This is a genomic window from Bacillus sp. CECT 9360 (genome assembly GCF_918741275.1).
Lineage (GTDB): Bacteria > Bacillota > Bacilli > Bacillales > DSM-1321 > Peribacillus.
Genome location: NZ_CAKKNA010000008.1, coordinates 44,447 through 57,822, shown reverse-complemented (window position 1 = coordinate 57,822; position 13,376 = coordinate 44,447). Strand labels below are relative to the sequence as shown.

General features: G+C 40.1%; 12 protein-coding genes and 1 tRNA gene. 9 read left to right on the top strand and 4 right to left on the bottom strand.

What is annotated here, in order from left to right:
- Window positions 1–12 precede the first annotated feature (12 nt).
- Complete coding sequence (gene cysI, locus LQ216_RS11305) at window positions 13–1,731, top strand: assimilatory sulfite reductase (NADPH) hemoprotein subunit (RefSeq protein WP_230129411.1); 1,719 nt, start codon at window positions 13–15, stop codon at window positions 1,729–1,731.
- A gap of 711 nt (window positions 1,732–2,442) precedes the next feature.
- Here cysI and LQ216_RS11300 read toward each other — a convergent pair.
- On the bottom strand, window positions 2,443–3,288 hold the full coding sequence (locus tag LQ216_RS11300) for a YihY/virulence factor BrkB family protein (RefSeq protein ID WP_230129410.1): 846 nt from the start codon (window positions 3,286–3,288) through the stop codon (window positions 2,443–2,445).
- Window positions 3,289–3,662: 374 nt separating this feature from the next.
- Between LQ216_RS11300 and LQ216_RS11295 the strand changes: the two genes are divergently transcribed.
- The 7 genes from LQ216_RS11295 (at window position 3,663) to LQ216_RS11265 (ending at window position 9,902) form a co-directional block, all read left to right on the top strand.
- Entirely contained in the window at window positions 3,663–3,944 is a 282-nt protein-coding gene (locus LQ216_RS11295; RefSeq protein WP_230129409.1) for a hypothetical protein, read from the top strand.
- Window positions 3,945–4,158: 214 nt separating this feature from the next.
- On the top strand, window positions 4,159–4,548 hold the full coding sequence (locus tag LQ216_RS11290) for a hypothetical protein (protein WP_230129408.1): 390 nt from the start codon (window positions 4,159–4,161) through the stop codon (window positions 4,546–4,548).
- A gap of 343 nt (window positions 4,549–4,891) precedes the next feature.
- Entirely contained in the window at window positions 4,892–5,140 is a 249-nt protein-coding gene (locus tag LQ216_RS11285) for a GlsB/YeaQ/YmgE family stress response membrane protein (RefSeq protein WP_230129407.1), read from the top strand.
- A gap of 250 nt (window positions 5,141–5,390) precedes the next feature.
- Entirely contained in the window at window positions 5,391–5,930 is a 540-nt protein-coding gene (locus LQ216_RS11280) for a general stress protein (RefSeq protein ID WP_230129406.1), read from the top strand.
- Between the two features lie 417 nt (window positions 5,931–6,347).
- The gene (locus LQ216_RS11275; RefSeq protein WP_230129405.1) at window positions 6,348–7,436 is read left to right on the top strand and encodes a DUF1611 domain-containing protein; all 1,089 of its coding nucleotides are present in this window, start codon (window positions 6,348–6,350) and stop codon (window positions 7,434–7,436) included.
- Complete coding sequence (locus tag LQ216_RS11270; RefSeq protein ID WP_230129404.1) at window positions 7,433–8,515, top strand: alanine/ornithine racemase family PLP-dependent enzyme; 1,083 nt, start codon at window positions 7,433–7,435, stop codon at window positions 8,513–8,515. Before LQ216_RS11275 ends, LQ216_RS11270 begins: the two co-directional genes overlap by 4 nt.
- A gap of 259 nt (window positions 8,516–8,774) precedes the next feature.
- The gene (locus tag LQ216_RS11265) at window positions 8,775–9,902 is read left to right on the top strand and encodes an FAD-binding oxidoreductase (protein ID WP_230129403.1); all 1,128 of its coding nucleotides are present in this window, start codon (window positions 8,775–8,777) and stop codon (window positions 9,900–9,902) included.
- A gap of 23 nt (window positions 9,903–9,925) precedes the next feature.
- On the opposite strand, the gene LQ216_RS11260 is transcribed toward LQ216_RS11265, so the two are convergent.
- The 3 genes from LQ216_RS11260 to LQ216_RS11250 form a co-directional block, all read right to left on the bottom strand.
- Window positions 9,926–10,834 carry an NAD(P)-dependent oxidoreductase gene (locus tag LQ216_RS11260; protein WP_230129402.1) on the bottom strand — a complete coding sequence of 303 codons (909 nt, stop codon included), beginning with the start codon at window positions 10,832–10,834 and terminating at the stop codon, window positions 9,926–9,928.
- A 1,105-nt stretch (window positions 10,835–11,939) separates the two neighbouring features.
- Entirely contained in the window at window positions 11,940–12,140 is a 201-nt protein-coding gene (locus LQ216_RS11255; RefSeq protein WP_230129401.1) for a cold-shock protein, read from the bottom strand.
- A 441-nt stretch (window positions 12,141–12,581) separates the two neighbouring features.
- A tRNA-Sec gene (locus LQ216_RS11250) sits at window positions 12,582–12,678 on the bottom strand.
- A 212-nt stretch (window positions 12,679–12,890) separates the two neighbouring features.
- On the opposite strand from LQ216_RS11250, the gene LQ216_RS11245 reads away from it, so the two are divergent.
- Window positions 12,891–13,319 (top strand): DUF2621 domain-containing protein, encoded by a 429-nt coding sequence (locus LQ216_RS11245; RefSeq protein ID WP_230129400.1) that lies wholly within the window; start codon window positions 12,891–12,893, stop codon window positions 13,317–13,319.
- Window positions 13,320–13,376: the final 57 nt, after the last annotated feature.

Genomic DNA, 13,376 nt, shown 5'->3' with positions numbered 1-13,376 from the left:
AGTTTTTTCAACATGGTGAACCCAATTTTAAAAGCGCCGGATGGCCCGCCCAGCGACGTTGAGCGTATAAAAAAAGAAAGTAACTATTTACGCGGTACACTGAAGGAAGTAATGCTGGAACCGATCAGCGCCGGAATACCCGATGATGATAATCGCCTGATGAAGCATCACGGCAGCTACTTGCAGGACGATCGGGATCTCCGCAATGAGCGCCAAAAGCAAAAACTTGAACCTGCCTATCAGTTCATGCTGCGCGTCCGTATGCCTGGCGGTGTAGCAAAAGCTGATCAATGGCTTGTCATGGATGAGCTTGCCGAAAAGTACGGCAACGGGACCTTAAAACTGACTACACGAGAAACATTTCAAATGCATGGCATTTTAAAATGGAATATGAAAAAAACGATCCAGGAAATCCATGCGTCCATGTTGGATACGATTGCGGCATGCGGCGATGTGAACCGGAATGTTATGTGCGCATCAAATCCGGATCAATCTGAAATCCATTCAGAAGTATATGAATGGTCGAAAAAATTGAGTGATTATTTATTGCCACGCACAAGAGCGTATCACGAAATTTGGCTGGATGAAGAAAAAGTGGCCGGGACGCCGGAAGTGGAAGAAATCGAACCAATGTACGGACCAATTTATTTGCCACGAAAATTTAAGATTGGTATCGCTGTCCCGCCATCAAACGACATTGATGTCTTCTCGCAGGATCTCGGCTTCATCGCTGTTGTTGAAGATAGCAAACTTGTCGGTTTTAATGTGGCAATTGGCGGCGGCATGGGCATGTCGCATGGTGACAAAGCGACGTACCCGCAGCTCTCCAAAGTAATCGGCTTCTGTACGCCGGATCAGATTCTGGAATTAGCGGAAAAAGTCATTACGATTCAGCGTGATTATGGAAACCGTTCCGAACGCAGTAATGCCCGGTTCAAGTACACAGTTGACCGGCTCGGGCTGGAAACAGTAAAGGCAGAACTCGAAAATCGCCTCGGCTGGAGCCTGGATGAAGCGAGAGCCTATCATTTCGAAAGCAACGGTGACCGCTACGGTTGGGTAAAAGGCGTTCAAGGCAAATGGCATTTTACGCTGTTTGTCGAAGGCGGCCGCATCGCGGACTTTGATGATTACAAGCTGAAGACCGGCTTGCGTGAAATCGCCAAGATCCATAACGGCGATTTCCGCCTGACGGCAAATCAAAACCTGATCATTGGCAATGTATCAAGCCAGACAAAGAAAAAGATTAGCGAACTGATGGAACAATACGGTTTGACAGATGGTAAGCATTATTCAGCACTCCGCCGCAGCTCAATGTCGTGCGTCGCGCTTCCGACTTGCGGACTTGCGATGGCGGAAGCAGAACGCTATCTACCGGTTCTCATTGATAAAATAGACGCCATTGTTGACGAAAACGGCCTGCGTAACGAAGAAATTACGATTCGCATGACCGGCTGCCCGAACGGCTGTGCTCGCCATGCGCTTGGGGAAATCGGCTTTATCGGCAAGGGACCCGGCAAATACAATATGTATCTCGGCGCAGCCTTTGACGGCAGCCGCCTAAGCAAAATGCACCGCGAAAATATCGGTGAAGAAGAAATTTTGAACGAACTGCGCGTGCTTTTACCGCGCTATGCGAAAGAACGGCAGGAAGGCGAGCACTTCGGTGACTTTGTCGTCCGCGCAGGCGTAGTCCAAGCGACGACAGACGGCATGAATTTTCATGAATGATTAAGAAGTATCAGAGGCAGGGAAGGATCCCTGTCTTTTTTTTATGGTTGAAAATAAAAAATACAGCTTGATTATTCATTATAATGTGAAATAATTTTCTGAAACATATTTAAGTGAAAAAGAAAAGGCTTGCCCAGATTCTCCCGAAACGGACAGGCCCAAAATATAAAACTTTGATGTATATGTGTGCAGTTGATTTTCCGAACTAAATTGCTTCGTCATACTTGTAAAGCTGAACAAATGGACCGCGATACCGGCTAGGCTCACTGATACAACCTTTCTTTTAGGCTCAGCGATACAACCTGCTTTAAAGAGAATAGTTAGGGATTCTGATGGACAAGGGTAAGAAAAGGCATGGAAAGTTCCAGGTCTTACGAAACCCTTTCGAATATCAGAAATGCTGATAGACTTTCAAGAAGCCGCTACTCTATTTTGCACTCTGTGCTTCGCAATCAGCAGAAGATGTGACTGATCTGAAATAAAGAATAAGAAGCAATAAATTGTAACGATTTGGCTAGGTTCACCGATACAACCTTCTCTTAGGCTCGGTGATACAGCCTGCCTTGTGACATTTTAAAGATTTGGCCTAGCTGTGCGGATACACGGCTAGGTCTTGTTTATAGTTATATATTAACATTTAGAACGTGCGTTCGCAACAATAGTATACTAAAAATATATCAAAACATTTCGACATTATTACCTAAGAAAAACCTATTTTTTCACAAATGATAATGTGTTTTTCGGACCATGGGAGCCCCTATAAAACAGGGAGTTCACTTCTCCGCCTAGAACTAAAGCAAGCCCGGTAAAGTACAACCAGAGCATAAGTACAATGACCGCTCCTAAACTTCCATATGTCGCAGAGTAATGGGCATAATGATTTACATAATAAGAAAAGCCCACAGTTATGATCAGCCAGACAACCGTGGCGGCAAATGCACCGGGAATCACTTGTTTGAGGCGATAAGCTTTATTAGGGGCAAAACGGTACAGAATACTGATCACCACTGCGATAACTGCCACGGAAACAAGCCATCTTATGATATGAAGAATTACAACCACTCCATCAGGGATCGTTATTACTTCTCTTACTGCTGACAAAATCATATTTCCAAATATAAGGAGCAACAATCCTATAAGAAAAGCAAAAATCAAGCAAAAGGTTAGTAAAATTGAAATGCATTTCGTTTTAATGAAACCCCTTGTTTCCTCCACATCAAAGGCAATATTCATCGAGTGCATAAAGGCATCCATCCCACTCGAGGCAGACCAAACCGTCCCGATAATCCCAAAAGTCAGCAAGCCTTCATGCTGCTTCCTGAATATCTCCAAGATATTGTCATGAATGACAGTGGCTGTTTCGGAAGGAAGAAAGGTATTCATAATCTCCAGTGCCCTCGATGATTCAATCGATAAATAAGGGAGAATGGAGAGTAACAGAATCAACAGAGGAAAGAGGGCGAGCAGATAATAATAGGCCTGTTCTGAAGCTAGACCCGTTGCTCTGTCTCTTTTTACTTTCTTGTTCAGCTCTATTCCAAAGAAAATTACATTCATCTTATTTCACTTTCACACCCATTTTAGATATTATGCAACTTAGACCATTTTCCCCAATGTTCTGATCATTCATTCCAATAATCACCTTGATTGCAAGTTAGGCCAGCCTTCCACGTTGCTTAGGACATTATATTAGACAGGCTATTTTTAGAGAACAAGTATTAGAGGGTATGTCATGAAAATTCGGTCTCCTGTTTAAATTACTTCTGAATAATTAATGGAAATAGCCGGAGGAATAATTATTAGAATTTACAATAAATATAGGCAATACATTTGAATTTATCTAAACGAATTAGTAATTGGGCTAATTACCCAGTTTTACCATTTTGAATGGGTATTTAACAGACATAACCTTATTTAAGGAGATGGTAACGATGACAAGAGTTAAAAACGTTACACCTTATGTATTCTTCGGAGTCGGAATTGCCGGAGTTACATTTTTGACTAAGGACAGCCATAAAGAAAAAATCATTACCACCTTTCACACTCTTAAGGAAAAAGCAATGAAGTATAGAGAAAAGAAACAGCAGAAAGTATGCCAGGATGTATTGATAAAAGCGGGTCATCCGGACCCATATGATATCGAAGATTCCCGTATGGTGGATGAAGGGGGAATATACTGCGTTCATTATTATAATCAAAAGATGCATGGATAGCTGAATAATTTATCTAGATGTCCATCCTGAAACTAAATGAATCCTTATCAATTCTGTTTTTAAATATGCAGAATATATGAGATTGACCATACTGTTTGTAGCTTCAGGAAAAGGCTGTAATGGATACGGCCGGTGTATTTCAAAAATAAAATGTTAAGTGAAGTCACGAAAGGAAATAGTGAATTTCGTGACTAATTTGAAGGAGGCAACAAATATGAATACTAAAAGCAAAGTGATCGGCACAATAGCACTGGGAGCAACCGCATATTTCATGCGAAATAAAGAATCACGCGAAAAAGTGGTGAAGGGAATACAATCCTATACAAAGCCGGAAACGATTGGTAAAGTCCAGTCTCGGGTTCAAACCTTTGTTTCTCCAGAGACAGTAAATAAAGTAAAGGACGGGGTTCAAACGTATATAAAGCCTGAAACAGTAGATAAAATAAAGAACAGTGTGCAATCGTATGTAAAGCCGGACACGGTTGATAAAATCAAGAATGGCGTACAATCCTTCATCACGTCGAAAACGAGCAGCGATTCAAAAGATCAGGATTCATCGATGGAAACCAGCGATAGCATGGAAAACAATACAAAACCTCTTTAGGAAATAGACCGCCAAAAAACCAGGATGATGATCATTCTTTTGGGCGAACAAAAAAAGAAGAACCATAAATTGAGATTATTAGGGTTAGAGTACTCTAAAAGAAACTTTAGTGGATGCATTTCGATGTGTCCGCTTTTATTTTGGATTACATTAGTGCCAATATTTTGAACTGTGTCCCCAAAAAACATTTGTAATAAAGGAATCCTACGATGAATAAGATGTAAAGGGTTGTACTGTAAGCCAAATGGTGGTTTTCCAGCATAATCTCTAAGAAAGCATTATCCTGCACTACCTCGTTAGGTTTTATTCTTTACAAATTTAATCTAGAAAGGGGCAGAGGTAAATGGAATTTATTTGGATGTTGATTGTTGGCGGGATTATCGGATGGCTTGGCGGTTTGATTATTGGGCGTGATGTACCAGGTGGGATCATTGGTAATATCATTGCTGGTTTTGTTGGGGCCTGGCTCGGTTCAGCACTATTGGGATCTTTTGGACCTGTCATTGGTGGCTTTTATATTTTCCCGGCATTAATCGGTGCAATCATTGTCGTTTTTCTAGTAGGTTTGATCTTGAGAAACATAAGGCGATAATCTGAAATTGTTCTTTACAGGGACTCATTACATCATTTAGTAAATTGATAACCATTTTGGGGGAGCCGGCAGTAGTGAACTTGTCAGATTTCTATAGTGGTGCCAGGCTCTCCATTTAGTCGTCTTGTAGCATATGAATTCCCAGCCATCTATTTTCATAACGAATGATTATTGCTTCAAGTAACCGGCACTCTGCCACAACGGGAAAACATGCATCGTCTAAACCTTAACTGAGTGGAGGTATTCAGCTATGGAAAAGAAAGTAGTTGGAGTATATAACAATGTGGATGAGGTAATCCGTTCCATTAACGATTTGAAAGATCAGGGCTATACTTCCGATGACATTTCGCTTATAAGCAAGAACAGAAAGGAAAATGAATATATCGCGGAAGAAACAGAAACAAAAATGGAAAAAGCCGGAATCACGGGAGCAGCCGCTGGTGGGTTTGTCGGTGCGGCCGTAGGACTGCTCGCCGGCATCGGTGCTTTTGCCGTCCCAGGAATAGGCCCAATTATTGCGGCTGGACCTATAATTGCCACTCTTGGGGGAGCGACAGCCGGAGCAGGTGTCGGCCGTCTAATTGGGGCATTGATTGGAATGGGTTTATCTGAGAAAGAAGCAAATGAATACGTAGAAAATATAAAAGAAGGCAAAATTCTCTTACTCGTTAATCGAGACGAGAATAAGCAGCCAGGTATTCAGGTAACCCTCCGCCCTAACAAGGCATTAAATACCTCTGAAAATGTTAGTGAAGCAACTGTCAGGCAGGGCAAAAACTTTGATTCGTGATAAACCAAATCTTTAGTTAAATAATTGCCTACCAGAGGGAGTCTCAAAAGGTCATAGATCAAGCCTTTAAAGAGACGCCTCTTTTTTATATCGTTTTCTTTTGGATATTTGTGGATAATGTGAACGGTAAGAAGTCTTTTTTTATGGCTTCTTTCCTTATTTATTATCTTCTATCTTTCAAGAGAAGAATATGCCAGTTTCATTGTATTTGTGGATTGTTATATAAAAAAATGGTATACTGAAAGACAAGGCATGGGAAAAATTTCATATTTTAAAAAAACACCTTACATGATTAGTGTCCTGGCCGTAAGCCTGCTTTCTTCTATAATTGGTTAAGGTGTTTTTTTGTGTTTATAAATGTAGAATTTCCTCTAGACTGATTGCATGAATGCAAAAAAATTAGGATGGGGAGTTATTATGAAAAAAACGGCAATTATTTATTGTGAAGATCATTTTGGAACGATGGACGGGAAGACCGCAAACGGACTTATTAGAAGCTCAAGAAAATATCAGATTGCCGGAGTAATTGACAGTACGAAGGCTGGGCTGGATGCAGGTGAATATCTTGAGGGCAAAAAAAATGGAATCCCGATATTTGAAAGCCTTGATCAAGCGATTGAAAAATTGTCCTTTTTACCCAATCATTTTATTTATGGAATTGCTCCTGCGGAAGCATTTTTAAAAAAAGATGAAAGAAAGATCATTATGAAAGCAATGGAACTGAAGATGAATATCATCAATCCACTTCATGAATTCTTTACGGAAGACGAGGAATTTTTAAATCAATCCATTCAATGTGAAGTTACCATTCATGATATTAGAAAGCCACCACAAAGTAAGGATTTACACCTTTTTTCAGGAAGAATTTTAGACATTGAAACCCCGATTGTAGCGGTTCTTGGAACAGATAGCGCAGTGGGCAAGAGAACGACCTCTGTTATTCTTGAAACCGCTTTATTAGAACAGGGATTAAAGGTAGCTTTTGTGGCGACGGGACAAACGGGTCTTATTCAAGGAGCTAAATATGGGGTGGCGATAGATGCGATGCCATTGCAATTTATGATTGGTGAAATTGAAAATGAAATTATGAAAGCCTATAACGATGAAAATCCCGACATTATTATTGTTGAAGGTCAAGGAGCTTTAAGTCATCCTGCGTATATAAGTTCCTGTGGAATTTTAAGAGGTTCAAGACCTGGAGCGGTTATCATTCAACATCCTCCAAAACGAAAGAAATTAGGAGATTTTAGTTTTATGAAAATGCCAACGATTAAAAGTGAGATTGAACTGGTCGAAAGCTTTTCAAGCTCAAAGGTAATTGCTATAACCATCAACCATGAAAACATGTCAGATGAAGAAGTTGTGGATGTTGTTACGGAGTATGAAGACCAATTTAAACTTCCAACGACCGATGTTTTAAAGCATGGAAGTGATAAGCTAGTCTCTAGCATTTTTGAGGCATTCCCGGAAATAAGGAATAAAAAATATAAAGTGCGTACGAATTGATTGATCTTATAACACCAAGGGTTGAAATTAATCTAGTAAAGCTTGCACACAATGCAGAAAAACTCTTCAATTTCTATGCTTCAAAAAAAGTTGGAATTATGGGTGTTACAAAAGTGATTTGCGGACAGCCAGAGATTGCAAAAGTTCTCGTGAATAAGGGCATTCGTATTTTGGCAGATTCAAAGTTAATAAATCTTAAGAAAATGCGTGATGCGGGGATTAAGGCAGAATTTGTTTTATTACGAACACCAGCTTTAAGTGAAATCGACTTAGTTATAAAATATGCTGATATCAGTATGAATACCGAGATAGCGGTTATTAAGAGTCTTTCAGAAACCGCGACGAAAAACAAAACTCTGCATAAAATTATCCTCATGATCGAAATGGGTGATTTAAGAGAAGGTATCAGGCCACTCGATCTCGATGGGTATGTTCAAGAAACATTGAAACTTCCGGGAATTAAAATTGTTGGGATTGGAGCCAATTTCTCCTGCTTTGGAGGAGTCAAACCGACTGAAGAGAAGATGAGATCTCTATCTTCACTAGCTATCCAAGTTGAGAAGAAATTTGCTTTACCACTTATCTATGTTTCAGGGGGAAATTCAGCAAATTACAATTGGTTTAAGACTGCTGCAGAGATAGGGAGTATCAACAATTTAAGATTAGGAGAATCCATATTTTTAGGAAGGGAAACTCTTGGTGGTAAGAGAATACCAGAATTATTTACAGACGTCTTCACATTCATATCTGAGGTCATAGAATCAAAGATAAAATCATCCGTACCTGATGGAGAATTAGGCCGAAATGCATTTGGAATCTCTCCAAAATGGCAAGATCGTGGCCAAATTAGAAGAGCCATCCTTGGAGTTGGAATTCAGGATGTGCTAGTTGGTGGACTAACGCCAAAATTAGATATTGAAATTCTTGGATCCAGCAGTGACCATACTATTCTTGATGCAAAAAAAGTAGATTTGAAAGTAGGAGATGAAGTCGCGTTCAATCTGGACTATGGAGCACTTCTCTCGGTCATGACCTCCCCATATGTCACGAAAAAACATATTCATACAAATCCAGACTAGTGTTCCTCGATTTTCAGCTTTTCTTTCGTTCCAGTGTGTAACAGCATGCTTCCTATAAAAAATACACCCTTCTATGGTATGGTTGAACTATACGACATAGTGGGTGTTTTTTGATTGTTAAGTTTAGGGTCAGTTCATTCGTTCGGGAGAGGTCTTTTTTTCGGTCTAATTTTACTGGCGCTAATCATATTCCTGCACTATTAGTTATAATATATAATAGAAATTTATAAGATAATGGATTTTGGAAAGGGTACGGATTATGAAAAAGGTTATAGTAGTTGGGGCTGGAATTCTTGGGGCATCGACAGCCTATCAGTTAGCAAAAATGGGTGCTGAGGTTCTGATTATAGATCGCAAAGATAAAGGACAGGCTACGGATGCAGCTGCAGGCATTATTTGCCCGTGGCTATCACAACGGCGCAATCAGGCTTGGTACCAGCTAGCAAAGGCAGGGGCACGCTTTTACCCGGCTTTGATAGAAGAACTTAAAAGCGAAGGGGAGACAGAAACGGGTTATGCTCGAGTGGGTGCTCTCAGTATTCATGACGACATAGAAAAAATTAGAAATTTGGAAAACCGTCTACAAGCACGAAAACCTGATGCTCCAGAAATCGGTGAGATTGCCCGGCTTGCTGAAAAAGAAACCCGTGATCTATTTCCTCTGCTAACTGAAGGGCACCATTCTGTTCATATTAGCGGAGCCGCCCGTGTGGATGGCCGTGCGCTGCGCGATGCGTTATTGCGATCTGCACAAAGAAACGGGGCAACCCTTTTAACCGGGGATGCCACGCTTCAATTTAATTCGAACCGGGTCACAGGAGTAACAGTCGGTGATGAAAGCTATTCGTCTGATGAGGTAATTGTTTGTGCAGGTGCATGGGCAAATCAGTTATTGGAGCCTTTAGGCATTCATTTCAAAGTAAGCTTCCAAAAAGGACAAATTATGCATGTACAGGTTCCGAACGAAAATAAAACAGACGGGTGGCCTGTAGTCATAACGCCTTCTGATAAATACCTTTTAGCGTTTCATAACCAGAGGATCTTAATAGGGTCGACTCACGAAGATGATACAGACGGTTATGATGCACGGATCACAGCAGGTGGTGTACAAGAACTCCTGAATAAAGGCTTAGAAATGGCTCCTGGTTTATCGAATAGCACTTTTCTGGAAGCACGAGTTGGGTTACGTCCCTTCACACCAGGTTTTGTTCCGGTGATAGGTTCTCTGCCAGGCTGGGATGGCATTATAGTGGCAAATGGGCTTGGTGCGTCCGGTTTGACGACGGGGCCATATATCGGGAACCAATTAGCAAAGATGGCACTCGAAATGGATATGGATATAGATGTAAACGATTATGATATTCAAAAAGCAATCGGGGATAGTTGATCCCCCATTGCTTTTTTTAGACTTTATATATTTGTTTTTGATAAGGCAAGCTCGTCCTCTGGCAATGCTTTGGTTTTCCCATCGTCATTTAGAACATCACGCCATGTATGACGCGGTTCATAGCCAAGAATCTTCTTGGCCTTATCGAACGACATTAGAGTCTCATGGCCTTCCACGGGTCTCTTTAAAGTCACATTTGGGAAAAAACGATCCACTAACTCCTTACTAGTCTCTGGAAAAATTGTATCCGGGGCCGTTATATGGAAAATTTCAAATCCCAAATTATCCTTTTCTATTGCAAGAAGACAGGCCCTGGCAGCATCACGGACGTCGCAGTAGGCCCATGCATTTTTCTTTTGGATTTCTCTTTGTCCTTCTTCACTCCAATGCATGATAGGAATTTTTTCATATTCATCCGGCTCATACATATTGGCAAAGCGAAGCGCCACCACCTGTGTGTTAGCAAGCTTGTTAAACATTTCTGAGAGGATTTCAGTCAACCGCTTCGCCATTGCGTATGAAGACTTAACGATTGTTGGGTGTTCTTCGTCCACAGGCAGGTAACTAAGCTCTTCTGGATCAAAAGGATATCCCAAAACTGTTTCACTGGATGCCCAGACAAGCTTAGGGATTTGAAGATCTTTACAAGCTTCAAGGATATTAAAATTAACGAGCATATTATTTTCAAATATAGCCTGGGATGTATTCCGAACGTCGGTAGGAATATTCCCTAAATGGACCACTGCGTCACTGCCTTTCAAAAGCTGAAAGACCTGACCATAATCACGTAATTCAGCTTGAATAAACTGTTTTGATGCAGATTCCTCTCTTAATTTTCGATCTGAAGCTATAACTTCATGACCGGCTTCTAAGATTGTCCTTACAGTCCATCGGCCGATTTTACCCGCTGCTCCCGTAACCACTACTTTCACCGTTTCCCGCTCCTTTATTCATATTTTTCATATTAGGGTAACCCCTCTTGAGAATCATTTAGTTTATGAATATTAGTTGATTCTGATAAGCCGTACTAGTTCACTAATCCATTTAGTCATCGGTTGAAAAATGCGCAAATATACATCAAAAAAACCGAAAAACAAATGTCTTCTCTGCAAGTTACGCCTAATATCTTTGTTAGAATCCCCCTTTGCTAATGTTTTATTAGTAGGGGTCCAAAAGAAAATATGGTGAAAGGGTAATATCGGTGTGGATCTTTACAGCCAAAATATAATTTGATGACGATATGTAGAAGAATGGTGCTTTAAGAATGAAGAATAATGAGGAGTTAGCTGTTGAGATAAGTGTGTTAGTTAATAATACTTCCCAGTGGAGGTAACTAAATAATTTTTACTTAGTGGCTTGATGAATAATAAAAACCTCTACCGTATGGTTCGGCAGAGGCTCGAAAAAGGGGGAGAACACTAGGTACATTACTTAATATTCCTTTTTGAAATAGGTAGTAAACTCAAATTATTACTTATACTATTTTAAAATATTCACAACCTGTTTCACATTTCATCCGCATATTGTATTCGCCTGTAATCTTTACATGCTTAAAACCTTCTGTAGCTTTTGGATTATTAATGTTTCTTCCTTTATAGGCTTTGCCCTTTTTAAAATATATGACTCCTTTCATTTCCCAGTCTTGCAAGCAGATATATTCCATTAAATTCACTTCCTAACTATAAAATGTATTTAATTTTTCAAACAGATTGTTTACTTGGAGATGCACATTAACTAAAATGTACAAAGTGGGGAGGAATGGACCCAATGATGAAGGAGGTACTTTAAAGATGATTGAATAAAAAAGACTGATTACAAAACTGAATTCTAAAAGAATAATAAATTACCTTATAAAATTAGCATATTTGTGAACCAGTATGTTATAGTGTAAACAAACCTTTGAAGCTTTAAATCTTTTTACAATACCTTGCACCAGATCCCTGCTCGCACGTTGAGTAGGGTTTTTTATTGAATATTATGTTAAAAATAAAAAAAACAGGCCCTTTAGAAGAGCCTGTTTTTTTATATCATTTAAGATTAAGCTTTTTCTACATTTGTAGCTTGTGGTCCGCGTTGACCTTGTTCCACTTCAAATGTTACTTTTTGACCTTCGTCTAATGATTTAAAACCTTCACTTTGGATAGCAGAGAAGTGTACGAATACGTCGTCTCCATTTTCACGTTCGATAAATCCAAAACCTTTTTCTGCGTTAAACCATTTTACTGAACCTTGTTCCATTTTTGTTGCCTCCTAGTGCGTTAAACGCACAATGTAATACTACCCTTGCCCAAAGTGATCATCAAGACGAAAAGTCAAACTTATACAATCCTTTACACCGAACAAAAATAATTCTTTATTAGCATAACAGGAAACGGAAGAAATTGCAACCATTGGTTTTGGTCTGGTTCATAATGAAACCCTGTTGCAAAACAAAAACCACTGAGATTATTCAGTGGTTTCTTTGCTGTTTTAATCTATTTTATTAAAACGTGAAGGAACCTTTCAAACATTTCAGCAATGGTCACTCACTGAAAGTTAACTTTACCAATCTAGCCTTTGTTCTCGGCACATTCGTTTTGCATTCATAAAAACCGACAAAAAATCGGTAGATGAAATTAAGTATTATTGACATTAATGTTTTAAAAAAGATTCCATCTAACCCTTGGGTTATTGGTTTTTTGGCGGGACCGTGTGGGAATCGAACCCACCAGAGACGACACGCGCCTCTCAGGCGGTTTTGAAGACCGAGGAGCGCACCAGCTACCCTTCCGGCCCCGTACTGTATTCAGACTTTCCTATTATATAAGCGAGAAAAACAAATATCAACATGCACGCTTGAAAAAAGGTTGTCCTCACCCTTTAGGGTTGAATCATTTCAGCCATAGTGCCCGCAAGTATAAGATGTCTCCCGATAATTCCCTTGTAAAGGAAATCTATCAAGACTATAATAAACGTAACTATTAAACATATTATATTGGGGTGAACGCCGTGCTGAGCGGATGGTTTTTGTGGTTTATCCTGTTTTGGATAGTCGTATTGATTTCCCTGTTTGCCATTGGTGGCTTTTTCATGTTCCGGAAGTTTCTGAAGCGGTTCCCTAAGGAAGATGGCAAATCCGATATGGACTGGGAAGAATATTATGTAGGGGAAACCAGGCATTTATGGAAAGCGGACCAGAAGGAACTGCTGGAAGATCTGGTGGAGCCTGTTCCAGAATTGTTCCGGGATATTGCCCGCCAGAAAATTGCCGGTAAGATTGGTGAACTGGCCGTGAAAGAAAAGGTATCTGCAATCACGGAAGATTTGGTCATCAGGGGCTATATTTTGGCAACCCCGAAACGTGACCATAAGTTTTTGCGGAAAAAGCTTAACGAAAGACAAGTGAATATGACACCGTATGAACATCTTTTTAGTTAAAGGCAGATCAGAATATGATCTGTCTTTTTTTATAACAATTCTTGGAACATATGTACG

Coding starts and splice junctions, on each gene's coding strand:
- cysI (WP_230129411.1), top strand. CDS start 13: ATGGTGAACCCAATTTTAAAAGCGCCGGATGGCCCGCCCAGCGACGTT.
- LQ216_RS11300 (WP_230129410.1), bottom strand. CDS start 3,288: ATGAATGTAATTTTCTTTGGAATAGAGCTGAACAAGAAAGTAAAAAGA.
- LQ216_RS11295 (WP_230129409.1), top strand. CDS start 3,663: ATGACAAGAGTTAAAAACGTTACACCTTATGTATTCTTCGGAGTCGGA.
- LQ216_RS11290 (WP_230129408.1), top strand. CDS start 4,159: ATGAATACTAAAAGCAAAGTGATCGGCACAATAGCACTGGGAGCAACC.
- LQ216_RS11285 (WP_230129407.1), top strand. CDS start 4,892: ATGGAATTTATTTGGATGTTGATTGTTGGCGGGATTATCGGATGGCTT.
- LQ216_RS11280 (WP_230129406.1), top strand. CDS start 5,391: ATGGAAAAGAAAGTAGTTGGAGTATATAACAATGTGGATGAGGTAATC.
- LQ216_RS11275 (WP_230129405.1), top strand. CDS start 6,348: ATGAAAAAAACGGCAATTATTTATTGTGAAGATCATTTTGGAACGATG.
- LQ216_RS11265 (WP_230129403.1), top strand. CDS start 8,775: ATGAAAAAGGTTATAGTAGTTGGGGCTGGAATTCTTGGGGCATCGACA.
- LQ216_RS11255 (WP_230129401.1), bottom strand. CDS start 12,140: ATGGAACAAGGTTCAGTAAAATGGTTTAACGCAGAAAAAGGTTTTGGA.